The 21,884-nt window shown below is 62.3% G+C and carries 26 protein-coding genes; 13 read left to right on the top strand and 13 right to left on the bottom strand.

From position 1 onward, the window contains the following. Entirely contained in the window at positions 1-525 is a 525-nt protein-coding gene (locus DENOEST_RS11800; RefSeq protein WP_170228229.1) for a FixH family protein, read from the top strand. Between the two features lie 10 nt (positions 526-535). On the opposite strand, the gene DENOEST_RS11795 is transcribed toward DENOEST_RS11800, so the two are convergent. After that, the gene (locus DENOEST_RS11795; RefSeq protein ID WP_145771254.1) at positions 536-979 is read right to left on the bottom strand and encodes a universal stress protein; all 444 of its coding nucleotides are present in this window, start codon (positions 977-979) and stop codon (positions 536-538) included. An 81-nt stretch (positions 980-1,060) separates the two neighbouring features. Here DENOEST_RS11795 and DENOEST_RS11790 point away from each other — a divergent pair, with 81 nt between their 5' ends. The 5 genes from DENOEST_RS11790 (at position 1,061) to DENOEST_RS11770 (ending at position 6,240) form a co-directional block, all read left to right on the top strand. Then, positions 1,061-2,803 carry a PHA/PHB synthase family protein gene (locus DENOEST_RS11790; RefSeq protein ID WP_197970600.1) on the top strand — a complete coding sequence of 581 codons (1,743 nt, stop codon included), beginning with the start codon at positions 1,061-1,063 and terminating at the stop codon, positions 2,801-2,803. A 92-nt stretch (positions 2,804-2,895) separates the two neighbouring features. Further along, a complete protein-coding gene (locus DENOEST_RS11785) occupies positions 2,896-4,140 on the top strand; it encodes a nitronate monooxygenase (RefSeq protein ID WP_145771253.1) in 1,245 nt (414 codons plus the stop codon). Between the two features lie 43 nt (positions 4,141-4,183). Beyond that, entirely contained in the window at positions 4,184-4,690 is a 507-nt protein-coding gene (locus DENOEST_RS11780; protein ID WP_232096497.1) for a hemerythrin domain-containing protein, read from the top strand. A 38-nt stretch (positions 4,691-4,728) separates the two neighbouring features. Beyond that, the gene (locus tag DENOEST_RS11775) at positions 4,729-4,947 is read left to right on the top strand and encodes a DUF2249 domain-containing protein (RefSeq protein WP_145771252.1); all 219 of its coding nucleotides are present in this window, start codon (positions 4,729-4,731) and stop codon (positions 4,945-4,947) included. Positions 4,948-4,953: 6 nt separating this feature from the next. Then, positions 4,954-6,240 (top strand): hypothetical protein, encoded by a 1,287-nt coding sequence (locus DENOEST_RS11770; protein WP_145771251.1) that lies wholly within the window; start codon positions 4,954-4,956, stop codon positions 6,238-6,240. Here the strand turns inward: DENOEST_RS11770 and DENOEST_RS11765 are convergent. After that, positions 6,197-6,886, bottom strand: a complete 690-nt coding sequence (locus DENOEST_RS11765) for a Crp/Fnr family transcriptional regulator (RefSeq protein ID WP_197970599.1) — start codon at positions 6,884-6,886, stop codon at positions 6,197-6,199. The two genes, DENOEST_RS11770 and DENOEST_RS11765, sit on opposite strands and share 44 nt — an antisense overlap. Before the next feature lie 92 nt (positions 6,887-6,978). Between DENOEST_RS11765 and DENOEST_RS11760 the strand changes: the two genes are divergently transcribed. From DENOEST_RS11760 to DENOEST_RS11740, 5 genes are all read left to right on the top strand, one after another. Next, entirely contained in the window at positions 6,979-7,377 is a 399-nt protein-coding gene (locus DENOEST_RS11760) for a SirB2 family protein (RefSeq protein ID WP_145771249.1), read from the top strand. After that, entirely contained in the window at positions 7,374-7,910 is a 537-nt protein-coding gene (locus tag DENOEST_RS11755; protein ID WP_145771248.1) for a hemerythrin domain-containing protein, read from the top strand. The genes DENOEST_RS11760 and DENOEST_RS11755 overlap by 4 nt, the downstream gene beginning before the upstream one ends. A gap of 62 nt (positions 7,911-7,972) precedes the next feature. Next, positions 7,973-8,464, top strand: a complete 492-nt coding sequence (locus DENOEST_RS11750) for a flavodoxin family protein (protein WP_145771247.1) — start codon at positions 7,973-7,975, stop codon at positions 8,462-8,464. A gap of 81 nt (positions 8,465-8,545) precedes the next feature. Then, positions 8,546-9,589, top strand: coding sequence for a GGDEF domain-containing protein (locus tag DENOEST_RS11745; protein WP_145771246.1), 1,044 nt, complete (start codon positions 8,546-8,548; stop codon positions 9,587-9,589). Between the two features lie 189 nt (positions 9,590-9,778). After that, entirely contained in the window at positions 9,779-10,225 is a 447-nt protein-coding gene (locus DENOEST_RS11740) for an SRPBCC family protein (RefSeq protein ID WP_145771245.1), read from the top strand. On the opposite strand, the gene DENOEST_RS11735 is transcribed toward DENOEST_RS11740, so the two are convergent. The 10 genes from DENOEST_RS11735 to DENOEST_RS11690 form a co-directional block, all read right to left on the bottom strand. Then, the gene (locus tag DENOEST_RS11735) at positions 10,226-11,707 is read right to left on the bottom strand and encodes a 4Fe-4S binding protein (protein ID WP_197970598.1); all 1,482 of its coding nucleotides are present in this window, start codon (positions 11,705-11,707) and stop codon (positions 10,226-10,228) included. A 2-nt stretch (positions 11,708-11,709) separates the two neighbouring features. After that, positions 11,710-12,519 (bottom strand): FTR1 family iron permease, encoded by an 810-nt coding sequence (locus DENOEST_RS11730; RefSeq protein ID WP_145771244.1) that lies wholly within the window; start codon positions 12,517-12,519, stop codon positions 11,710-11,712. A gap of 9 nt (positions 12,520-12,528) precedes the next feature. Beyond that, positions 12,529-12,885, bottom strand: coding sequence for a cupredoxin domain-containing protein (locus DENOEST_RS11725; protein ID WP_145771243.1), 357 nt, complete (start codon positions 12,883-12,885; stop codon positions 12,529-12,531). 2 nt (positions 12,886-12,887) lie between these two features. Further along, a complete protein-coding gene (locus DENOEST_RS11720) occupies positions 12,888-14,312 on the bottom strand; it encodes a carbohydrate porin (RefSeq protein ID WP_145771242.1) in 1,425 nt (474 codons plus the stop codon). 1 nt (position 14,313) lies between these two features. Next, complete coding sequence (locus tag DENOEST_RS11715) at positions 14,314-14,865, bottom strand: iron transporter (RefSeq protein ID WP_145771241.1); 552 nt, start codon at positions 14,863-14,865, stop codon at positions 14,314-14,316. 108 nt (positions 14,866-14,973) lie between these two features. Continuing rightward, the gene (bfr, locus tag DENOEST_RS11710) at positions 14,974-15,456 is read right to left on the bottom strand and encodes a bacterioferritin (protein ID WP_145771240.1); all 483 of its coding nucleotides are present in this window, start codon (positions 15,454-15,456) and stop codon (positions 14,974-14,976) included. Positions 15,457-15,470: 14 nt separating this feature from the next. Then, a complete protein-coding gene (locus DENOEST_RS11705; RefSeq protein ID WP_145771239.1) occupies positions 15,471-15,683 on the bottom strand; it encodes a (2Fe-2S)-binding protein in 213 nt (70 codons plus the stop codon). A gap of 188 nt (positions 15,684-15,871) precedes the next feature. Next, complete coding sequence (hemP, locus tag DENOEST_RS11700) at positions 15,872-16,078, bottom strand: hemin uptake protein HemP (protein WP_145771238.1); 207 nt, start codon at positions 16,076-16,078, stop codon at positions 15,872-15,874. Positions 16,079-16,344: 266 nt separating this feature from the next. Further along, positions 16,345-19,065, bottom strand: a complete 2,721-nt coding sequence (locus tag DENOEST_RS11695; RefSeq protein WP_145771237.1) for a nitrate reductase — start codon at positions 19,063-19,065, stop codon at positions 16,345-16,347. A gap of 377 nt (positions 19,066-19,442) precedes the next feature. After that, entirely contained in the window at positions 19,443-19,982 is a 540-nt protein-coding gene (locus DENOEST_RS11690) for a hypothetical protein (RefSeq protein ID WP_145771236.1), read from the bottom strand. A 255-nt stretch (positions 19,983-20,237) separates the two neighbouring features. On the opposite strand from DENOEST_RS11690, the gene DENOEST_RS11685 reads away from it, so the two are divergent. Next, entirely contained in the window at positions 20,238-20,654 is a 417-nt protein-coding gene (locus tag DENOEST_RS11685; protein ID WP_145771235.1) for a nuclear transport factor 2 family protein, read from the top strand. 8 nt (positions 20,655-20,662) lie between these two features. Here DENOEST_RS11685 and DENOEST_RS11680 read toward each other — a convergent pair whose 3' ends face one another. Further along, on the bottom strand, positions 20,663-21,079 hold the full coding sequence (locus tag DENOEST_RS11680; RefSeq protein WP_145771234.1) for a MarR family winged helix-turn-helix transcriptional regulator: 417 nt from the start codon (positions 21,077-21,079) through the stop codon (positions 20,663-20,665). Between the two features lie 95 nt (positions 21,080-21,174). Here DENOEST_RS11680 and DENOEST_RS11675 point away from each other — a divergent pair, with 95 nt between their 5' ends. Continuing rightward, on the top strand, positions 21,175-21,738 hold the full coding sequence (locus DENOEST_RS11675; protein WP_145771233.1) for a YIP1 family protein: 564 nt from the start codon (positions 21,175-21,177) through the stop codon (positions 21,736-21,738). Positions 21,739-21,884 lie beyond the last annotated feature (146 nt).

The following is a 21,884-nucleotide window of genomic DNA, read 5'->3' as shown; positions in this document are numbered from 1 at the left end:
ATGAATTCCGGCCCTGTCGGCACACCCTGGTATCGGGAACGGTGGCCCTGGTTACTGATGGCCGGGCCGTTTATTGTGGTGGTTGCCAGCATGATCACCCTGTGGATTGCGATGTCCACTAGTGATGGCCTGGTGACCGAGGATTACTACCGGAAGGGATTGGCCGCTAACCAGACTATCGCCCGCAGCAACCAGGCCGAAGCCTTCGGATTGAAGGCGGGTGTGCTCGTCGCCGAAGGGCGAACCGAGATTCGCCTGTTCGCGGACAGCCCCTTGTTTCGCCCGCCGGCGGCCCTGTATGTGACGGTCTCCCATCCAACGCGGGCGGGGTTGGACCAGACTCAGGTACTGCCGGTGCAGGACGGGGTATACATCGGCCAGTTCCGGCTACCAGCGACGGGGCATTGGATTGTGTTGATCGAGGACGATATCCAGACCTGGCGGTTGATGGGGAATGTGGTGCTACCGGCGGCCAGGGAAATCATGATCGGCGGGCCGGGGCCTGCCGATCTGCGGAGTCAGTAAGCCAAGTCGGCTACCGATAGACCAGCACCGGAATTTTTGTATGGGTCAGCACCTTCTGGGTTTCCGATCCCAGCAGCAGTCCGGCAAGTCCACGACGGCCATGGGAGGCCATGAAAATCAGGTCGCAGCCGGTCTCCTTGGCCGCCTCGATGATGGCCTCCCAGGGAACATTATTGGTAGTGCTGGTGGAGTTGCAGGATACGTTGGCTGCCTTGGCGATCGCTTCGGCGGCGCTGAGTATTTCAGCGGCCTGCTGGTCGGCCATTTCAGCAAACTTCTCCGGGGTGGTGGGGTCGATCAGTGCGCCTTCCCCATAAAGCGCGACGGGATAATCGGGCTTGGCGAAAAAGAAGGTGATGGTCGCTCCCGTCTCCTGGGCAAAACCGATGGCGCGCTTGACGGTGTCGGTGGAAAACTCGGAGCCGTCAGTGGGAACAAGAATATGCCTGAACATTGTGGAACCTCCTTGAGTCAGTTGTAGCTGATCCATAGTGGCAGGATATCATGGACGCAAAGCGAATCCTGGAGCTGTGAAATGAGCATGCCCAACCCTGGCAATACCCCGGCGGAACCGGCACCGCCCTGGAAGGCCTTGCGTGCCATCGAGAAAGCCATCGAGGGCAACTTCGATCCGATGGGGATGGCGACACCCTTGCTCCACGCCCAATTGGCCTGGCTGGCCCACCCCATGGAACTGGGCAATGTCCTGGCGAGCTTTTCCCAGCGGATGTGGGCGCTGCAATGGCATTCCTGGATGCGCTCCCTGGGGAGGCCGAGCGACGACGTGGTGCAACCTCATCCCGACGATAACCGTTTCGCCGATACTCTTTGGACCGAGTCGGCTACCTGGGATATCGCAAAGGAGTGGTATCTGACGTTTACGCACCAGATTCAGGACATGCTCTACGAAACGCCGGGCCTATCCAGCAAGGATCGCCGCCGGGCCGCCTTCTGGTGGCGCAAATGGCTCAATGCGGTGGCGCCGACCAATTTCCTGCTGACCAACCCGGTGGCCCTGAGAAAGGCCGTGGAGACCAATGGCGAGAGCATCCTTCGGGGTTTTCAAAATTTCATGGAGGATGTCCGGCTGGGCAATATCCGGATGACCAATCCGGATGACTTCAAGGTGGGCGAGACCCTGGCCACTACGCCCGGAAAAGTGGTTTTCCGCAACTATTTGCTGGAGGTGATCCACTACACGCCAACGGTCAGGCGCGTGCATCAAATCCCCTTGGTCATCGTGATGCCCTGGATCAACAAGTTCTATCTGCTGGACCTGGTGCCCAGAAAAAGCATGGTCAAGTATCTGCTCGACCAAGGCTACGACGTTTACATCACGAGTTGGAAGAATCCCTCTGCGGAAATGCGCGAGGTGAGTTTCGACGACTATCTGACGGACGGCATTGCACGGATCATCGAGGTGGCCCGGTCGATCTCCGGTGCGCAGCAGGTCAATGCCGTGGGCTACTGCATCGGCGGCGCCGCCCTGGTCACCTACATGGCCTGGGCCAACATGCACTATGCGGTCGATCAGGTACCGGTGAAGTCGGTCACGCTGTTTACCGCCCTGGTGGATTACAAGAGGCCAGGCGATATCGAGGTGTTTGTCGATGAGGGCAGCGTACGCTGGCTTACCAATGCCATGGAGGAGAAGGGCTATCTGGACGGTAAGCAGATGGCGCTGGCTTTTCGCCTACTGCGCTCCAACAGCCTGATTTGGCACTATGTTGTGCACGGCTACCTATATGGGGAAAAGCTGCAACCGATGGATGTCCTTTACTGGAATATGGATGCCACCCGGATGCCGGCGGCGATGCATGCCTGGTATTTGAGGGAGTTCTATCTGCATAACAAGCTGATCAAGCCGGATGCACTGGAAGTGGCTGGGGAGCCCATTGACTTGCAGCGGATCGTGCAGCCGATATATGCCGTGGCTGCGGCCGATGATCATATCGCGCCTTGGCGCCAGGCCTTTCGCGTCAATAACTTTACTGCGGGCACGAAGCGTTTCGTGTTGTCTTCCTCCGGGCACATCCTCGGCATCGTCAATCCGGTGGTGATGCCGCCCAAGCGCGAATATTGGGTGTCGGATGTGGAACGGCACGATACCGGCGAAAGCTGGCAGTCCCGTGCCCAGCATCACGAGGGAAGTTGGTGGGTGGACTGGATGGCCTGGCTCAATCCTCAGTCCGGAAAACTGGGCGCTGCGCCCGCAGTGACGACCGCAGCCTATCCGGCGCTTGCTGACGCCCCTGGAACTTATGTCCTGGAAAGCTGAGGAGAATCAGCGGTCGGGGAGCAGATGCACTATCATTACGCCTTTTTGTGGCTGGCGACAGCCGACCGCGGACTGCGGGTGAGAGGATAGTAATGAATTGCGTGGATGATTTCCGCCTGCGCTTTGGTAACCGGGAACTGGTGCCAATCATGCTGGGCGGAATGGGCGTCGATATTTCCAATGCGGCTTTGGCCTTGGAAGTCGCGCGCCTGGGCGGGATCGGACACATTTCCGACGCCATGGTGCCGACAATTTCGGATCGACGCTTCAAGACCCGCTATGTCAAGGAAAAGCTGAAGCTCTACAAGTTCAACGTCGAGAATTCCGACAAGTCCGTTGTCCAGTTCGATCTCGGGCAACTGGCCGAAGCGACCAAGATGCATGTCAGTCGCGCCATGGAGGCCAAGCGTGGTGAGGGCATGATCTTCATCAACTGCATGGAAAAGCTCACCATGAACGGCCCCCGGGAGACCCTGCGGGTGCGCCTGAATTCCGCTCTGGACGCGGGGGTGGATGGCATCACTCTCTCTGCCGGCCTGCACTTGGGTTCCTTTGCCCTGATGGAGGCGCATCCCCGGTTCCGCGACGCCAAGCTCGGCATCATCGTTTCATCCCTGCGCGCCTTGCAGCTTTTCCTGCGCAAGAACGCCAAGCTGAACCGGATGCCGGATTACGTGGTGATCGAAGGCCCCCTGGCCGGAGGGCATCTGGGTTTCGGTGCCGACGATTGGCAAAAGTACGATCTCCATGCCATTGTTGCGGAAATTCTGGCTTATTTGCAGACGGAGAAGCTTGATATTCCCGTGATTCCAGCAGGGGGAATATTTACCGGCACCGATGCAGTCTCCTTTCTTGAAAAGGGATCGGCCGCAGTACAGGTCGCGACGCGGTTTACCATCACCGCCGAATGCGGTCTTCCCGACAACGTAAAGCAGGAATACCTGAAGGCGCAGGAGGCAGATATCGAGGTCAATACGATCTCCCCCACCGGATATCCCATGCGCATGCTGAAGAGCAGTCCTGCGATCGGCAACGGCATCAAACCCAATTGCGAGGCCTACGGCTACTTGCTGGATGGCGCCGGGCACTGTTCCTATATCGATGCGTACAACCGGGAGGTCCTGGCACATCCGGACGCGAAACGCCTCTCGGTGATGGACAAGACCTGTCTGTGCACCCACATGCGCAATTTCGATTGCTGGACCTGCGGGCACTACACCTACCGGCTCAAGGACACAACCCGCCTTCTGCCGGACGGCAATTATCAGTTGCTCACTGCGGAGCACGTATTCCGCGACTATCAGTTCAGCAAGGACCAGCGGATTGCGTTGCCCTGATCGCTGGAGTTCCGTGGGGTGGTCGCGCCAGCAGTTCTCCTTGATGCCCATCAAGGAGACCCTGGCCGGCATTGCACAAAATGCCCCACCATTCCTTGCCTTCATGATCATGATCATCACCGATCCCCTGCGTCATCACCATCGGCACTGCGATGACTTATTTGCTGACGCCGAGGCTGCCGCTAACTCCAATGATTGGCCGTGCTGCGCAGAGGCCTTCGGCCGTTTCACTACGGAACTGGAAAGTCATTTCACAGCAGAAGAGCAGATATTGTTCCCGGCTTTCGAAGATGCCATGGGTATGAGTGGTGGACCGACTCAGGTCATGCGTATGGAGCATGGACAGATGCGTGGTCTGCTCGAACAGATGGCCGAGGCTTTGCAGTCCCGTCGATCCGGGCAGTTTTGCAGTGCCGGAGAGACCCTGCTGATCCTGATGCAACAGCATAATTTCAAGGAGGAGAACATCCTCTATCCAATGTGCGATCAGCGTCTGGCTGAATCGGATGGTCTGGCTGAGCGGCTACGCGAAAAAATCACAATTGCCTGAATGGCATTACGGGATTTGTCCCTGACTTAGGAAATACCATGGTGGTACAGACAATCGACGGACGGGACATGCAGCCGCCCGAACCGCTGGAGTTGGCGCTGGAGGCCCTTGACTCCATGGCGGGCAGTGACAAGCTGGTGCTGATCCTTAATTGCCAGCCCAAGCCCCTTTATCAAATACTGCAACGGAACGGCTACGTCTGGGAAGAGAACTGGCGGGCCGATGGCAGCAACGAAATCCACATTCGGCGGGCCTGATGTCTGATGGGCAATCTGTCATTTGACCAGGCGCCTGCCTTTTCGGTCCCCCTGCGATTCTTTATTACTGCTTGCCTTTTTGGCGTGGTGACGGGGGGGGCGCTGGTGCTGCTGGGGCCCCAAGTATTCCTGTCGCGCTGGATGCCCGGGCTCCTCGCCCTGACACACCTGGTGGGGACGGGAATACTGTTGCAGGTCATGGTGGGCGCCTGTTTCCAGTTTGTGCCGGTAGTGACCGGGGCTAACATCGCTCATCCTCGCCTGGTGGCGAATCTCGTGCATCCGCTTCTGGTGGTGGCGACCCTGGCACTGGTGGCGGCATTCATCTGGCAGATTCCCCGCCTGTTTCTGATTGCGGCCCTGGCTTTCGTCCTCGCTCTGGGCGGCTTTGTCGCCACAATGCTGCTGGCCCTGGCTCGGACGCCCGCCAACAGTGCTTTGTCAGCGGCCTTCAAATGGCCCCTGCTGGCCCTGGGTGTGACAGTGGCCCTGGGAACGCTGCTGGCAGGCGCCATGGCTGAGGGGCAACCCCTTTCCCATGCCATCACCAACGTGCATCTGGCCTGGGCACTGGGGGCCTGGTCCATGGCCCTGCTGGGCAGTGTGGCAACCGTGGTGGTACCCATGTTCCAGATTACCCCGCCCTATCCGCGCTGGTTCGAGCGAGGCTATGCGCCGGCACTTTTCCTGGTTGTTGCTGTCGGCTCATCCAGGACGCTGGACTGGTCGATTGCTCCGACAATCGCCCAGGTTCTGGGATTGGCCCTACTGGCGCTCTTCGCGATACTCACCCTGGTTCTACAAGCGAAAAGAAGAAGAAAGTTGAGCGACACGACCTTTGCCTATTTCCGCCTGTCTGCCGTCTTCATGTTGGCAGTGACCCTGATCGGGTGGGGGCTGGTGGGCGATTGGTGGGGTGGGGCGCGCACCGAACTGCTGCTGGGCCTCTGGATGCTCCTGGGGGTGCTGCTTTCCGCTGTGAGTGGGATGCTCTACAAGATCGTGCCCTTTCTTTGCTGGCTGCATATCCAGCGGCGGGGGCCTTTCGCTGTCGCAGCGCCCAACATGAAGGAGATGATTCCTGAGCGGCTGGCCAGGGGACAGTTCGTGGCCCATCTGCTGGCGCTGGCCCTGCTGACGGCGGCTCTCTGGATGCCTTCCCTGACCCGGACGGCGGGGCTGGCCTTCGCGCTTTCGTCGGCCTGGCTGGGCTGGAATCTGGTGGGAGCGCTGCGGGTCTATCGGCGGGCTATAGATCGAATGCCCGCAAGCGTTGCGCACAGTGGACCGTGATCTTCTTGCCATGGACCGAAATGATGCCGGAACTGGACAGCTCATGAAAAATGCGCGACAGGGTTTCCGGGGTCAGGTTGAGGCGGGAGGCGATGACCTGCTTCGAAGTGGGCAGTTCTATTTCCACGGGTTCGTCTTTCTCACATTCCGGCGGGCAGTTCTGGAGCAGATGGCCGATAACCCGTTGAGTGCTGGAACGCAGCGAGTAGGATTCCACGTCGGTGATCAAGGAGTGCAGACGCCGGGACATGCCTGCCAGCATGCGCCGGGCAAAGGTCGTGTCCCGCTCCAGCAGGTCTTCCACCGTCTGCTTTGAAATATGCAGCAGCAACATGTCGGCCAGGGCTTCGGCGTGTACCGGATAGGGCTTGTCCATGAACATCACCGCCTCACCGAAACTCTGTTGAGGACCAAGGATCTCGACCACCTTTTCCGCCCCCTGGGCGGAGGGAAGCGCCAGCTTGATCTGACCGTAGATGACCACGAAAAACCCCTTGGTGGGATCTCCTTTCCTGAACAGCATCTCCCCCTTCGCCAGGCGAATTTCGCGGGTGCCCTGGGTCAGTTCGGCGATTTGTTCGACTGACAGGGCCTGGAACAAAGGCAGATGGGAGAGAATTCCGGTGATGTCCAGTTTTTCTTTCATGTGCATCCCTTTTTTATCCTGCGGCAATATAGCGCAGCAGGCCGGGTTTGCGGGCGGATTTTCTAGTTTCCTGAAACAGGCGATTGCTGGCAATGAATAGTTATCCACTGCTCAAGCAGGTGCATCTGACGTGCGCCTTCATCAGTATCGGCGGCTTCCTGATTCGAGGTCTGCTGATGGTTCGGGCCTCGCCCTGGTTCAGGAAGCGTTCCTTGCGTCTCATGGTGGATGCCAATGACTCCCTGTTGCTGGCGGCGGCGGTGGTGATGGTGGTGCTGTCGGATCAGTACCCTTTCGTTGTGCCCTGGGTGACCGCCAAGGTGATGGGTCTGCTGGCCTATGTCGGCCTGGGCCTGGTGGCTTTCCGCTTCGGTCCTACTCTTTCCATCCGGCTGACCGCCTGGGGTGCCGCCCTGGTAGTGGCCGGCTACATTGTTTCCGTGGCGATCCTGAAGGATCCCCGCGGCTTTCTCACCGGAGTGATCCCATGACCGATTCCCTGCTGCCCACGGCCCCAGCCCTGGATGAACCCCTGGAAATCCTTGAGGCCTGCCATGGCCGCATCGAGGCCCAGCTGAAAACCCTGGAGCGGTTGCTGGACCACCTGCCGGTCCACGGGGCGGACAAGCAGGCCTGCCAAGCGGCCCGGGCCATTCTGCGCTATTTTGACACTGCCGGTCAGCACCATCATGAGGACGAGGAGCAAGACCTTTTCCCCCAGCTTATGGTCCGGGCTGAAGGGAGCGCGGCCGAGGAGGTACGGATACTGATACAGGACCTTCTGGCGGATCATGCCTTGATGTCTTCCGCGTGGCATGCCGTGCGTCAGCAACTCGTGGCCCTGGCCGACGGAACCAGTACGGCCCTGGACGAGCCATCGGTCCAACTGCTGGCCTCCCGCTATCGACGGCATATCGAACGGGAAAATCGGGAAATGCTGCCCCTCGCGCGCCGGCTCCTGACGCCCCGGGACATCATGGTCCTGAGCCAGGCGATGACGACGCGGCGCAGCCGAGGTCGCTGATCAGGTTTGTTACGCGATCTGATGATTCTCCGCATGACCATCCTGTTGGCGGACCCATCACCATGAAAACCCTGCTCATCGTCTATCACTCCATGACCGGCGGCACCCGTCAGATGGCGGAAGCCGCCGCTTCCGGCGCGAACGCCGATGCTACGGTCAGCGTAAATTTGCGTCACGCCTCGACGGCCTGCGCGGATGATGTGCTGTCGGCGGACGGCTACCTGTTCGCCACGCCCGAGAACCTTGCCGCCATGTCGGGACTGATGAAGGATTTTTTCGATCGTACCTATTACGCCGCCCTCGACCGCATCAATGGCCGTCCTTATGCGTCAATGATCTGCGCTGGCAGTGACGGGTCGAATGCCGCTCGTCAGATCGAACGCATCGCCACCGGTTGGCGGCTCAGGGCGGCCGGCGATCCCCTGATCATCTGCACCCATGCCCAGGCGCCGGAGGAAATCCTGCGCCCCAAACGCATCGCGCCCGACGACATCAAGCGCTGTGTGGAACTGGGGGCTACCTTGGCTGCGGGACTGGCGCTGGGCATTTTTTGACCAGTGAGCCGGCGCCAGGCGCCTGCCTGCGGGTCTTTGGCATAATGATGTCAGTCGTACATTTCAGGGAGCCGCACGCGCATGTCGGACACTGTCGATTCAAATGCCGTTTCCCTGGAGCAGGAGGAACTGCGCGGCATCTCGCGCACGGTGGCCGAGATCGAATGGCTGCTGCTGGTTCTGGTACTGCTTTATTACGCATTCGGGGGCGGACACCCGGAGGACAAGGCGGCGATCGTATCCGGGCTGCTGGCCTATACGGCATGCATCATGGGGTTCCGCTACACCCATTTCTTCAAGCGCGAATCCCGCTGGAAGGTCGCCGTGGAGACCTGGATCATGACGGCTTTCGTCACCTGGTCGCTATGGCACACCGGCAAGCTTGACAGTCCATTGATCAACTCCTACCTGCTGGTGATCATCACCAGTGCTCTGACGCTGGGGAAGATCACCACCCTGCTGGAACTTGCGCTGATCGCCACCTGCTTCGTGCTGCTCGGTGACTATGACTCCATTGGCGAGTTGACATCCCTTAGCAGTCTCGGCGGTGTTCTGGCCGAATTCGCACCCTTCATCCTGGTGGCGTACATCACCACCATGTTTTCCTCGGATATCCGCTATGGTCTCAACAAGGCAAAGCTGATGTCGGAGAGTGACGATCTCACGGGAATTCTCAACCGGCGCGGGTTTGCCATCCTGGCCGATCGCTTGTTCGGCCAGGCGGTACGCTACAACCGGGCACTGTCCATCCTCATGATCGACTGTGACAACCTGAAACAGGTGAACGACGACTTCGGACACAAGGCCGGCGATGTCCTGCTGAAGGACCTGGTGAAAAGCATTCAGGGACAGTTGCGCTACACCGACGTGTTGGCCCGTCACGGGGGAGACGAGTTCGTTGTCCTTCTCCCGGAAACCACCGCTGCCGGTGCCCTGGATGTCGCCGAGAGAATTCGCCGGGCAGTGGACCAAATGCACGCAGGCGGCAACACCATTCACACCACGGTCAGCATCGGCTGCGCCGTCTATCCGGAAGAAGGGCGTACCCTTGATGCCCTGATGTCCGGTGCCGACCGCAATCTGTATCAGGCCAAGAGTCTGGGACGCAATCAGGTGGTCCGTTAGGGCCGAAATGGCATTTGGCGGGGGGCGGCCGAAGTGTGCTGCAGTCATGTGCACTGTGCGACGGCGGTCGTCAAATAACCAGTAAGAGCAATGCCGTTATGGTCGAGGCAAGCTCATGCACTATAAAACAGAGGGCGTCAACGCACCCCGCTGTCACCGACTCGGCACTTGACGTAAGGAGAATTGATCATGCCAACCAACACCATCCGGCTTCATCGTGTATTGCGTACAACGCCCGAGAAGCTCTATCGCGCGTTCCTCGACGCGGATGCCATGGCCAAATGGCTGCCGCCCAACGGATTCACTTGCAAGGTTCACCATATGGATGCCCAGGTAGGCGGCGCCTACCAAATGTCGTTCACGAATTTCACCACCGGCCATAGCCATTCCTTCAGCGGAAAATATCTGGAGCTGGTACCTCATGAACGCATCAGGTATTCGGATAAATTCGATGATCCGAACCTGCCCGGGGAAATGCAGACGACGATAAGCCTGAGCAAGGTTTCTTGCGGGACCGAATTGAACATCGTGCAGGAAGGGATACCCGATGTAATTCCCCCAGATGCCTGTTATCTCGGTTGGCAGGAATCCCTCACCCTGCTGGCCAAGCTCGTCGAGGCCGAGATCGCCGATTAGCTACCAGACGTAGAACACCAGCACCCAGGAGCCGCCGACGGCGGTCAGGGGCATCAGCCAGAGGGCGTAGGCCACGACGAGGCGGGACCGCCGCGGGGTGTCGGCGCGCAGCAGCCCCAGGCCAAGCCAGGCCGACCAGGCCAGGGCCAGGCCGAGCAGGGCGCCCCGCAAATAGGGCAGCCAGGGCAGGGCGTGGCCTTCGGCGCGCAGGTGGGTGGCGGTCATCATCGACAGGCCGAGGAACAGACCGATACCGGCAAGGGGTGTGAGGCCCAGGGCCAGCCGCCGCCAGTCGGCGCCGGCCAGCCGGGCCGCGCCGCCCACGGCAAGGAGCGTTGCACCGCCGAGGGCGAGGGTGACGATGCCGATGTAGGCGAGGATGGCGGCGCCGTCGAGCCAGGTGAAGACATCGTTGGCTTCCGGGTAGGCCGTCAGCAACCACCAAGCCGGGCTGTCCGTCAGGGGCCAGAGGATGTCCCGATTCACCAGCCATTCCGCGACCGCCTGTCGGCCCCGCACGAACCAGGGGTTGACGCTCCACTGGAAGGCGCCGAGGGCGATGCCGAGCATGCCGAAGATCAGCAGCAGGGCTTCGTGGGTCGTCGGAGGCGGGCCGCCGAGGATTTCCCCATTGGGGGAGCGGGCGCTCAGGGTCACGGCGTCGCGGTGGCCGCTGCAACGGCCGCAGGCGTGGCACTGGGTGGCGCCCTTCAAATGCTTGACGTCGAGCAGAGGCGCGCAATCAACGGCAGAGGTGCGTTGCCGATAGGCGTCCCAGGCAGCGCGGTCGACGCGGAAGTGCACCGGGGCCAGTCGCGCCAGGAGGGCGAAGACGCCGGAGACCGGGCAGAGATAGCGGCACCAGACGCGCTTGCCCTTGCCGTAGAGCCAGCCGACGGCTACTGCGGCGACGGTGGAGCCGCCGAGGATCAGCAGCGCCGCCTGGGGATAGTCATAGACGCTGATCAACTGGCCGTAGACGGTGGTGAGGATGAAGGCCACCAGGGGCCAGCCATTCCAGCGCAGCCATTTCGGGATGGGGCCGCCGCGTCCGTGGCGGCTGGCGAATTCGGTCAGGGCACCCTCGGGGCAGAGCACGCCGCACCAGACCCTGCCCATGAGCAGGATCGAGAGAATCACGAAGGGCCACCAGAGGCCCCAGAACAGGTACTGGGCGAGCAGCACCAGCCGGTCGCGCCAGGAGGCGGCGTAGGGAATTTTCTCCACCCGTGATTGGCCACCATCGACTGAAAATGTGGGATCGACGCTGGAGGCGGCGCCGAAGTCGGAGGAGAAGAGTCGCGCTTCCGGATGAGGATGGGGCAGGAAGGCGGGCAGGGCCACCAGCACCAGATAGAAGACGACGATGATCCACTGCATGGCGAGGATGGCACCGCGATGGCGCGCCATCCAGTCACCGAGGCGGGCCAGACGACCGCGCCTCGGTGGGGGGGGCATGAAGTGGAGGGTGTGGCTTGTCATGGTCACACTTTCCCGTTGGCCGGGGCTGGCGTGGCGCGGCCGAGACGCCAGAGGGAGAAGCACCAGAAACTCCCATAGGCGAGCAGCAGGCTGGCAGAGGGGCGTGCCCGGTAGCCGGTGAAGTCAGCCAGCAAGCGGCCGACGCCGCTGCTGTCGTCGAGGAGGCTGGAGCTGTCCCATACCGGATCGAGCAGGGGCGGTAGCCATTCGAGGCCGATCATCCGGTCAACGCCAGCCGCCAGCAGCGCGCTGGCAATGATCAGGAGCAGGATTTCGCTCGCCGAGAACAGTGCGCGATAGCTGAGAAAGCGTGCGCCGCGAGCCACCAGCCAGGCCGTGGCGGCGGCCAGGACAAAGCCGGCGAATGCTCCGGCGAGCAGGCCGCCGTTGCCTTCAAGGCCCAGGCCATAGAGGAAGACTACAGTTTCGGCGCCCTCCCGTGCCACCGCCAGGGCCGTGACGGCGCCTAGCCCCAAGGCGCCGGCGGCATGCCCGGCTCGGGTTTCCAGTTCGCGTCGCATGTGGCGGCCATGACGATGCATCCAGAGCACCATCTGCACGATCAGCGCCGCGGCGAAGAGCACCATGCCGACCTGGAATTTCTCCAGGGCATCGCCCGCCAGCTGGCTCTGGGCGGCGAAGGTGGCAAAGCCCAGTGCCAGCGCGAGACCCAGCCCGGCCGCGACGCCGGCCCACAGGCTGCGGCGCAGTCCACCGGGGTCGGGCTGGCGGGCGATCCAGGCCAGCAGCACACCGACCACCAGCATGGCTTCCAGGCTTTCGCGAAAGACGACGATCAGGGAATTGAGCATGGCAGGGCCTCAGCGGGCGATCAACAGCATTTCGGAAGTGTCCGGATGGAATTCGTCGATGAAGCGGTAGCTTCCCGGTTGCAGCGGATGGATCACCAGGAAGGAGGAGGCCCCCGGCGCCAGCACTTTCTCGACCCGCAGACTGAGGTTTTCGAATTCGCTGGGGCCGGGTCCCTCGTTCCTGACCGTGAGCCTGATCTTGCGTCCGGCCGGGACTTCCAGCCGGGGCGGGAGAATATGCCCGCCCTTGATCACGACGGCGAAGGTGACGGCTTCCTCCGGTGCTGCCCGAGTTTCCGTAGCCCAGCCCAGGACGAACCAGAGGCCAAGCACCAGGACGGCATGGGCGAGGAAGGGGCGGATCATACTCAGAATCCTACCCTGGCCCGAAGCCCGAATACCTTGACCGTCGGCGCATTGCCGTCGCCGCCGGCCCGGCGGATCCACTGGAAGTCCGGCGTCAGCTCCACATGGCTGTTGAGTCTGTAGCGATAGTAGATTTCCATCTGCTTCTCCGTGCCGCCGGCCGGGTAGCCGAAGTCGGGTGTGCCATCGCCGTCGGCGTCTACCGTTGGCGCGTCGTTGCGGAAGTCGCCGCTGGTGCGCAGGGCGCCGAGGGCGAGACCGATGCTGTCGGCGGCTCGGGCCCAGGGGCTGCCGGCGAGTTCGGCGCCGAGGGTAAGGGCGCGGTCGAACCTTACCTTGCCCTGGGTCTGGCGACCATGGCGGCCGAACAGGGTCAGCTCGTCGCTGACCTTCTGGTCCACGGAAACGCCGATACCGGCATGCTTTTGCTCAACGCCGTCGTAGCCGGCGCCCCGGCCGTTGCGCCAGAGATAGACGCGGTAGTTGCCGGGCAGATAGTTGAAGCGGGCGGCGGTCTCGGCCTGGGCGATGACCAGGGGGCCGGAGAGGGAGCCGGTGAAGTTGGCGCCCGGGCCAGAACCGAAGACGCCCAGGGACAGACCCCACTCCGAACCCTTTTCGCGCTGGTTCACATATTGGACGATGGCGCCCGGAGCGAAGCCGTAGGCATCGGCGCCGATATCGCCGCCGGAATCCAGCAGAGGGTTATGCACGAAGGTATTGTTCATGAAGCGGGCCGATTCGTCGTCGGCCGCCACGTTCTGGTCGAAGAAGACGAAGGGGTCAATCTTGCCCGCCGTAAGATGCAGGTGTTCCCGGGCATTGGCCTTGAGGCCGTCGTCCATCAGCGGAATCGTCAATTGATACCAGGCCTGGGCCAGGATGCCGAAGGAGTCGTCGGCTGGAGTGCTGCCGACTTCGAAGGCGGTGGTGTTGGCGCTGCTGGTGTAGGTTGGCCGCAGGCCGATGCCATTGCCCTGGCCGAAGCGGAAGTGGCCGAAGATCTTGCCTTCGGTGTTACCCATTTCGCCGCCGGGCAGGGTCACGGAAATGTCGCCGCGATAGTTGGCACGGGTCTCTGCCAGGCCGCTTGCCGTGCCCCGGGCGCCGACCTTCTGCACCAGGCCGGTGAGGCTGGCACCCACGGTGATGCCTTCCAGGGCCTCGATCTGGCGCGCCTGCTTCTGCATCGAGAGGGTCTGGAACTCCACGGCCTTGAGGCGGGTCACCAGCTCCGGCTCGCTCTCGCTGACGCGCTGACTGTCGAGGGACTTTTCCATTTCCCGGTTCTGTCGTTCCAGGCTTTCGATGCGTTCGGACAGGCGCTTCAACTCGGCCTTGAGGACGCTCAGGTCGTCGTTGGCGCAGGCGGGCAGGGCGAAGGCTCCCGCCATGGCCGCGACCATGGTGTTGCGGAGTAGTTTCATCTCAATACCCGCCCTTCTTGCCGATGCCGGCGTAGGTGAACTCCCACTCGGTTTCGACGGGCTTGAACCAGGGGCGCACGCCGGTGGCCCGGTCGGTATGGCGGCCGAAGTGGTTGCCATCGGGATTTTCCCGGGCGCTGGGCGAATAGACCGTGAACTTGACTCTGTACTTGCCCGGCCCCTTCAGCTTGACGTTGTCACCGTAGTGGGGACCATCGCTGGCCACCATGGGCATCATGTCGCCCTTGATGACCTCGCCGGAAGGCAGCTTGGTCAATTCGTACCTGACCAGCAGATGGGGAACCCAGGCGCCCTCGGGGAAGCCGTTGGGATTGTTGGCCAGGGCATGGATATCGGCTTCCAGGTGGATGTCGGAATCCGTGGCGCGGCGCATGTGGCCCTCGGGCTCCATCTCCACGGCCTGGAGATAGACGGCGGCCACTTCCAGACCGGCGACATTCTGGGGGGAACCGATGGGATATTCCAGGGCGACGGCGGAAAAGGAAGCCGCGGCCAGGGCGGCGAGAGCGAGGGGACGAAGCGGGAACGACATGGCAAACCTCCAAAGGGGGACAATAATCTTTGGCTGGCTTGCCGCCATCGGGGATGGCTGGGCTGGCTGGCTGATGGGGCGGCGGCTGATGCCGCCGGGAAGAGGGGATCAGGAGCTGGACGGGGCTCCCATCTGGGATTGCAGGTAATTCTGGAGCCCGACCTTGTCCACCAGCTCGATCTGGGTCTCCAGGTAGTCGATGTGCTCTTCGGTGTCGTCGAGGATTTCCTGGAGGATGTCCCGGGAAACGTAGTCGTGCACGCTCTCGCAGTGGGCGATGGCGGTCTTGAGGTCGGTGTGGGCGCCCTGTTCCAGGGTGAGGTCGCCGGCCAGGCATTCCGGCACGTTCTCGCCGATCAGGAGCTTGTTCAGGGCCTGGAGATTGGGCAGGCCTTCGAGGAACAGGATGCGCTCGATCAGGTGGTCGGCGTGGTGCATCTCCTCGATGGACTCCTCGTACTCGTGCTTGCCGAGGGCCTGGAATCCCCAGTTCTTGTACATCCGCGCGTGGAGGAAATACTGGTTGACTGCGGTCAGTTCGTTCACGAGCTGTTTGTTTAGCAACTGGATGGTCTTCTTGTCGCCTTTCATGGAAGTCTCCTGGGTCAGGCCCCGACGCAACGGGCCGCGTCTATCCGTGGATGGGGCGCGTGGGCGTGCATGGATTCCGTCATGACCTTACGCGCGCAACTGTTGCAGCGGCCGCAGCAGGTGCCGAAGCCCAGTTGCTGGCGCAGTTCCCGCAAGTTGCCGCAACCCTGGGCGACGGCGGCACTGATGTCGCGGTCGGTCACAGCATGGCAGACGCAGACGTACATGGCTAATTTCCTAAGCCGGTCAAGCCGGAGCCAACGCGCATGGTCGCCGACACCACCCCCGAGGAATCAATGCGCAAAGGCAAATTGAACGCCCCCCACCCCCATCCCCGCCCCAGGGCGGGGCTACTCATCGGCTCGCTTCGCTCGAAATTCTTTTCACGATTTGTCATGGCTTATCCGATTAGCGCCTATTTGGTGAGGATCAGTTTGCCCTGACGGGTCTGGCGCAGGCGGTAGGACTCGCCGTGATGGAGGATCACCAGTTCCTTGCCGCCGTCGAACAGGGTGTGGCTGTTGCAGGTGGGCAGCGCGGCCTGGCCGCCGCCATGGCCGGAGACCGCCGCCAGCAGGGGGCTGGCGGGAGGGCAAGCGCGGGCTTGAGGTTTCTCATTCATGGCAGGCAAGTGAAGATAAGATAGGAACTGTTCTCATCTTACATGAGAACAATTCCCAAATGGAAGGGGCGGAAGAAATTTCTTGATTTGCCTCAAGCGCTGGCGGCTTAGCGTGAAACAGTATCAACGGAGCCGAGTGTGACCGTCGAGCGTAGCGAGCCGATGGGTAGCCCCGCCCCGGGGTGGGGTACGGGGGTGGGGGGCGTTCAATTAGCCTTTGCGCATTTTCATCCTCGGTGGTGGCGTGGTGACCATGCGCGTTAGGTTCAGTGAAGCGGCGTAGCCAGCAGTCTCCGGATTTCCGGCAGGCAGGAGCCGCAGGAGGTGCCACACTTGCGCTTGGCCTGGAGGGCCGGCAGGTCCAGGCCCTCCGCCCGGTCGGTGAGGATTTCACCTTCGCTCACGTCCAGACAGTTGCAGACCACCCGGCCCCGGCCCACCTGGCCGGCGGGAGGCTGGGTCAGGGGGGCCAGCAGCCAGCGGCGCAGGCCGGCCACGGGTTTGCCGGCGGCCATCAGGTCTTCCAGCCACTCGGCGGCCAGGGTCTCGCCGGCCAGGCGTACCCCGATCAGCCGGTCGTCCTGCATCAGCGCCCGTTTGGAGACTCCCCGCCGGTCGTCGGCGAAATAAAGACTGTGGTCATGCAGCCCCAGGGCCTGGTCGAAGTCGGCCAACTGCTCCGCCGACCAGGGGGACTCGGCCCAGCCCTGGAACACCAGGACCGGTTCTTCCCGGCCAGTCAGGGTCAGGGTGGCGTGGGTGCAGCGATTGATCCAGGGCGTCAGGGCCTGGCGCAGGGCCAGGGTGGTGGCGCCCTTCCCGGCCGGCGCGCGGCGCAGGGCCACCAGAGGCCAGAGGTTCTGGAGTTTCTCCAGGGTGACGGCGCAGTGCTTGAGTTCGGGCTGCCGCGAGAGGGGATCGAAGCGGGGCAGGGTAACGCCATTGACCCCGGCGCCGGCCATGAAACGGCCACCCCAGTGCATGGGCATGAATACCTGGCCCGGCGCCATGGCCTCGGAGGCCCGTGCCTTGGCGACGAAGCTGCCCCGGGGATTGGCAACCCGCACCAGGTCCTGGTTCTTCAGGCCGTGGCGTGCCATGTCGTCCGGGTGCATGTCGAGCTGGGGTTCCGGGGCATGGCTGAACAAGCGTGGCACGTTGCCGGTGCGGCTCATGCCGTGCCACTGGTCACGGAGGCGGCCGGTGTTGAGCTGGTAGGGATGGCGGGCGTCCGGCGCCTCGGCCACTCCCTCCACCACAGGCACGATGAATCTGGCCCGGCCGTTCGGGGTGGGAAATCGGCCATCGCCATAGAGTCGCACCTGGCCGCTCGTGGCGCCGACGGGGAAGGGCCATTGCTGGGGGCCGCGTTGCTCCAGCAGTCCATAGGAGAGGCCGCCGATGTCCAGGTCCCGGCCCCGGGTGGTTTCCCGGTGTTCGTTGAACACCTCTTCGGCGCAGGTGTAGGGAAACAGGCGCTGGGCCTGTTCCTCCCGCCCCAGGTAGCGGCCCAGGGCCAGGGCGAAATCGGCGGCGATGCGCCAGTCGGGCAGGGCCTGTCCCGGCGGGGGCAGGGCGGCACGGACCCGGCTGATGCAGCGCTCGGAGTTGGTGACGGTGCCTTCCTTTTCGCCCCAGCCCGCCGCCGGCAGCAGCAGGTCGGCATAGGGGGTGGTTTCCGTATCCTGGTAGATGTCCTGCACCACGACGAATTCGCAGGCCGCCAGGGCCTGTTGCACCCGCTGGCTGTCGGGCAGGGACTGGGCCGGATTGGTGCCGGCGATCCAGAGGGCCTTGATCTCGCCCCGGCCCAGGGCGTCGAACAGCTCCACGGCACTCAGGCCGGGTTTGTCCGGCAGGGCGTCGATGTCCCAGAGGCGGGCCACCTCGGCCCGGTCGTCGGCATCGGCCAGGTCACGATGACCGGGCAGCAGGGTCGCCATGGCGCCTGCTTCCCGGCCCCCCATGGCATTGGGCTGGCCGGTGAGGGAGAAGGGGCCGCAGCCGGGACGGCCGATCTTGCCCGTGGCCAGGTGGAGCTGGATCAGGGCGGCACTGTTGTGGCTGCCCGTGGCCGACTGGTTGAGGCCCTGGCACCAGAGGGAAAGGCTGGCGGAGTCGGCGGCGCCGAACCAGCGGGCGGCGGTGACGATATCTGAGGCCTTGAGGCCGCAGATGCCGGCGGCCACGGCGGGGGACATTTCCCTGGCAGCGGCTTCCAGGGCCACGAAGCCCTCGGTGTGTTGATGGATGTAGTCGCGATCCACCAGCTTCTCCTGCAACAGCACATGGAGCATGGCCTGGTAGAGCGCGATGTCGCTGCCGGGCTGGAGGGCCAGGTGCAGGTCGGCGGCGGCGGCCGTGTCGGTGCGGCGCGGGTCCACCACGATCAGCTTGAGGCCGGCCCGGGCGGCCCGGGCGTCCTCGATGCGGCGGAAGACGATGGGATGGGCGTAGGCGGTGTTGGCGCCGGCGATCAGCAGGCAGTCGGCGGCGTCGATATCCTCGTAGGCGCAGGGAACACTGTCGGCTCCCAGGGTGAGCTTGTAGCCCATCACGGCGCTGGACATGCACAGCCGGGAATTGCTGTCGATGTTGTTGGTGCCCACCAGGCCCCGGGCCAGCTTGTTGAAGACGTAGTAGTCCTCCGTCAGCAGTTGGCCCGAGATGTAGAAGGCCACGGCATCTGCGCCATGATCCCGGATTACCTCGGCGAAGCGTTGGGCGGCATGGTCCAGGGCCGCCGGCCAGGCCATAGTCTGGCGCGCTGTGTTCTTGCCGGTGCGCAGTTGCGGCAGGGTGGTGCGCAGGCCTGCGGTCTCGGGCGCCACGGTGAGATGCAGGGTGGCGCCCTTGGTGCACAACCTGCCGTGATTGGCGGGGTGATCCGGGTCGCCCCGAACGTTGAAAATGCGCTGACCGTCGTGCTCAATGATCAGTCCGCAGCCGGTGCCGCAATAGGGGCAGGTGGATTTCGTCTCGTTCATGGGCAGCCCTGACGCAAACCCTGTGCCATGGCTTGCCGGCCTTGCTGCGGGCACCAATAGAGGTGGGAAGGGTGCCTGCTGGATCGATATTCCTGCATTGTCCCGGTGCATGGGCACAATTTCGGTGCATCCATGGACGGTTACAGGGAACGATCGGACCTCAGCCTACTGTTCGTATTTCATGGATCGGGGCGGAAAATTGGCTTCCATGGGCGTTAGGGCAGGGCCAGAGGCAACAGAACTCAAGCGTCCGCAGGACTGTGGGCGGAAAGGTCGTTGTCTCTAGCGAGGGTGTTGCCTTCCGCGCTCCTCGGATCGTGCCGGGGAGGCGGGGCTGGGGCAGCGAAACCTACAAGCTTTTCGCTGCCTTTGCCAAGCTATGCCTTGGCACTTCTCATCTTCTGCACCTGGCTGCCGACCCAGACCAGCCCGGCAAAATAGGTGACGCTCAGGGCCAGGGCGGCCAGGGTCCCAGGCAACTGGAATGCCGCCTGAATCACCGGCGCGGAGCCTACTGTGAGGTAAAGCATGGTCATCATGTTCACGGCGATGGGCAGCCAGCCCATGATCTGGCAATAGACCAGAAGCAGTACGGTGCCGAGCAAGACCGCGCCGCCAGTAGTCGTCCCCAGCCACAGCGGTGCCTGCTGCATCAGATAGACCATCAGCAGGCCCATTACTCCACCGACGATGGCGGCGGGTAGTTTGCCAAAGTCGGCATGGTCGATGCCGGCCCAATACAGCAGGAACAGAAACGCGGCCCAGGTTTCGGTGACGCCGATGGTGTGGCTGAGAACCAGAAATGCCGCAATGACCACCACCAAGGCCATCAATACCAGAAAACCCTTGGCCGGGGTCATCGGGGCCGGGTCGGTCGCCGGGGGTTCGAGTCCATCGGGCTGAGTCGCTTTATTCATGGTTCCTCCGTTTAGATATGGGATGTTATGGGTGCCGGGTAAACAGTGTTTTCTGGGCGGCGGCAAATTTTTGCAGCCCTACGGATCGTCTCCACAGGGCTTGACCATCGTCAGGATTTATACCTCATCCCATGCAATGCAGGGTGGTGCGACGACAAATGCGGACAAATGGCCTGGTCTCCCGTAACGGACGATAAGGATCGGGTGGAGTTATCATCGAACTCCTAATAATTCATAAACCACAAGGAGCGATACATGATGGAAGCCAAGACCCCGGCACAATTGGCCAGTTTCATTTCTCCCCAGATGGTCAAGGAAGGCCGCCGCAATGACTGGTTGGCCCTCTTTGCTGAAGATTGCGTGGTGCAGGACCCGGTCGGGCCCTCCCTCTTCAATCCGGATGGTCTGGGCCATCGTGGCAAGGCTGCCGTCGCCGCCTTCTACGACAACATTATCACCGCCGGTGGCAGCCGCTTCGACTACGAGATTCACGCTTCCTATCCCTGCGGTGACGAATGCGCCAATGTCTGGGTGGGGCGCACCACCATGCCTGACGGCACCGTTTCGGAAACCCCGATGGTCACCATCTACAAGGTGGATGCCGACGGCAAAATTCTTTCCCTGCGCGCATTCTGGGACTTCAGTCGCCTGATGGCCGCGATGGCACAATAGGTCGGTCGTCACATCCAGCCTGGCAGGGCGAACTCATCCCGCAGGCGCTGTAATTCCGGCTGGTGCAGTTCGGCCAGTCGGAGGAGGATTTTCTCCCCGCGAGCCGTCAGGTGAACCTCCACCTGGCGGCGGTCCTCCGTTCCCTGCCGGCGCTCCACCAGACCCGCTTGCTCGCAACGGGTCACCAGGGCGACCACCCCGTGATGCTTGGCCTGTAGACGCTCCGCCAGTTCACCGATGTTGGCCCAGTCGCGGCCCGGCATTCCTCGTACATGCAGCAGCAACTGATACTGCAGGGGTGTGATTCGTGCCTCGCGGCACAGGTCTTCGCTCACCCGGAGGAACTGCCTAAGCTGAAAACGGAAGTGGGATAGACGCTCCAGGTCGGGTTTTTCAAGAATCTTGTCGGGCCTGCTTGACTTCATTTCGGGGATCGCCTAAAAAATACATCATGATGTGATATGTTATCCGTCCGGGCCAGCTGTCTAGCGGTTGGTCGCCATTGCGAAAGGATCGTGCCATGACCACCTACCAGTGTGCAAACCTATCTTCGGTGATTCGGACAGCCTGGTTTTTCCTGGGCCGCACCCACCCCTCCCTGAGCCGGGTCTTTTTCACCATCGTCCTTCCCCTCTCCTTGCTGCCCCCGGTCATGCTCTATTACGCCGGTACCTATCAGGGCGACATATTCATGCCAGGCCTCGCCGCCCGCAACTGGCTTGGCATCGGTCTGATCTTCCTGGTGGCCGAGCTGGCCACGGTGCTTGCCATGGCCCATGTCATCCGCTGGATCGCCGCCATCAACGGTTTTGCCGCCGATCGCAGCCATGCAGCCCTGCTGGCTGTGGCTGCTCCCATTCCTCTGTGGCTGTCGTCTCTTGGCCTCTTCGTGCCCAACATCTTCTTCAATGTCGCCCTCTGCTGCTTGGCCCTTGGTCTGGCCTGCATCGTCATCTATCACGGGGTGGCGGTGCTGCTTAAGGTCAGGGATGACACCCAGGCGGCATCCATCGCCTACGGAATCATGGGGGTAGGACTGATAGCCTGGGCATTGCTGCTGATCATCGTCATTCCCGGCGGCTGATCGCACGGGTTTGATGATGGCATGATTCGGGGGGTGCTCCGGCGACTCGATCGTGGGCGGTTTCAGGTTCGCTTCGCCTTCACTTTCATTCGTGTCGAACTTCTCCGTCAGCTTCTGCGGACTCCCCGCGTCATGGGGGCCAGCAA

The sequence above is a fragment of the Denitratisoma oestradiolicum genome, assembly GCF_902813185.1.
Lineage (GTDB): Bacteria > Pseudomonadota > Gammaproteobacteria > Burkholderiales > Rhodocyclaceae > Denitratisoma > Denitratisoma oestradiolicum.
This window is presented reverse-complemented; position numbering and strand designations above follow the sequence as displayed.

Bases quoted from the DNA above. Each gene is read 5' to 3' on its own strand.
- DENOEST_RS11800 (WP_170228229.1), top strand. From the start codon at position 1: ATGAATTCCGGCCCTGTCGGCACACCCTGGTATCGGGAACGGTGGCCC.
- DENOEST_RS11795 (WP_145771254.1), bottom strand. From the start codon at position 979: ATGTTCAGGCATATTCTTGTTCCCACTGACGGCTCCGAGTTTTCCACC.
- DENOEST_RS11790 (WP_197970600.1), top strand. From the start codon at position 1,061: ATGAGCATGCCCAACCCTGGCAATACCCCGGCGGAACCGGCACCGCCC.
- DENOEST_RS11785 (WP_145771253.1), top strand. From the start codon at position 2,896: ATGAATTGCGTGGATGATTTCCGCCTGCGCTTTGGTAACCGGGAACTG.
- DENOEST_RS11780 (WP_232096497.1), top strand. From the start codon at position 4,184: ATGCCCATCAAGGAGACCCTGGCCGGCATTGCACAAAATGCCCCACCA.
- DENOEST_RS11775 (WP_145771252.1), top strand. From the start codon at position 4,729: ATGGTGGTACAGACAATCGACGGACGGGACATGCAGCCGCCCGAACCG.
- DENOEST_RS11770 (WP_145771251.1), top strand. From the start codon at position 4,954: ATGGGCAATCTGTCATTTGACCAGGCGCCTGCCTTTTCGGTCCCCCTG.
- DENOEST_RS11765 (WP_197970599.1), bottom strand. From the start codon at position 6,886: ATGAAAGAAAAACTGGACATCACCGGAATTCTCTCCCATCTGCCTTTG.
- DENOEST_RS11760 (WP_145771249.1), top strand. From the start codon at position 6,979: ATGAATAGTTATCCACTGCTCAAGCAGGTGCATCTGACGTGCGCCTTC.
- DENOEST_RS11755 (WP_145771248.1), top strand. From the start codon at position 7,374: ATGACCGATTCCCTGCTGCCCACGGCCCCAGCCCTGGATGAACCCCTG.
- DENOEST_RS11750 (WP_145771247.1), top strand. From the start codon at position 7,973: ATGAAAACCCTGCTCATCGTCTATCACTCCATGACCGGCGGCACCCGT.
- DENOEST_RS11745 (WP_145771246.1), top strand. From the start codon at position 8,546: ATGTCGGACACTGTCGATTCAAATGCCGTTTCCCTGGAGCAGGAGGAA.
- DENOEST_RS11740 (WP_145771245.1), top strand. From the start codon at position 9,779: ATGCCAACCAACACCATCCGGCTTCATCGTGTATTGCGTACAACGCCC.
- DENOEST_RS11735 (WP_197970598.1), bottom strand. From the start codon at position 11,707: ATGACAAGCCACACCCTCCACTTCATGCCCCCCCCACCGAGGCGCGGT.
- DENOEST_RS11730 (WP_145771244.1), bottom strand. From the start codon at position 12,519: ATGCTCAATTCCCTGATCGTCGTCTTTCGCGAAAGCCTGGAAGCCATG.
- DENOEST_RS11725 (WP_145771243.1), bottom strand. From the start codon at position 12,885: ATGATCCGCCCCTTCCTCGCCCATGCCGTCCTGGTGCTTGGCCTCTGG.
- DENOEST_RS11720 (WP_145771242.1), bottom strand. From the start codon at position 14,312: ATGAAACTACTCCGCAACACCATGGTCGCGGCCATGGCGGGAGCCTTC.
- DENOEST_RS11715 (WP_145771241.1), bottom strand. From the start codon at position 14,865: ATGTCGTTCCCGCTTCGTCCCCTCGCTCTCGCCGCCCTGGCCGCGGCT.
- bfr (WP_145771240.1), bottom strand. From the start codon at position 15,456: ATGAAAGGCGACAAGAAGACCATCCAGTTGCTAAACAAACAGCTCGTG.
- DENOEST_RS11705 (WP_145771239.1), bottom strand. From the start codon at position 15,683: ATGTACGTCTGCGTCTGCCATGCTGTGACCGACCGCGACATCAGTGCC.
- hemP (WP_145771238.1), bottom strand. From the start codon at position 16,078: ATGAATGAGAAACCTCAAGCCCGCGCTTGCCCTCCCGCCAGCCCCCTG.
- DENOEST_RS11695 (WP_145771237.1), bottom strand. From the start codon at position 19,065: ATGAACGAGACGAAATCCACCTGCCCCTATTGCGGCACCGGCTGCGGA.
- DENOEST_RS11690 (WP_145771236.1), bottom strand. From the start codon at position 19,982: ATGAATAAAGCGACTCAGCCCGATGGACTCGAACCCCCGGCGACCGAC.
- DENOEST_RS11685 (WP_145771235.1), top strand. From the start codon at position 20,238: ATGATGGAAGCCAAGACCCCGGCACAATTGGCCAGTTTCATTTCTCCC.
- DENOEST_RS11680 (WP_145771234.1), bottom strand. From the start codon at position 21,079: ATGAAGTCAAGCAGGCCCGACAAGATTCTTGAAAAACCCGACCTGGAG.
- DENOEST_RS11675 (WP_145771233.1), top strand. From the start codon at position 21,175: ATGACCACCTACCAGTGTGCAAACCTATCTTCGGTGATTCGGACAGCC.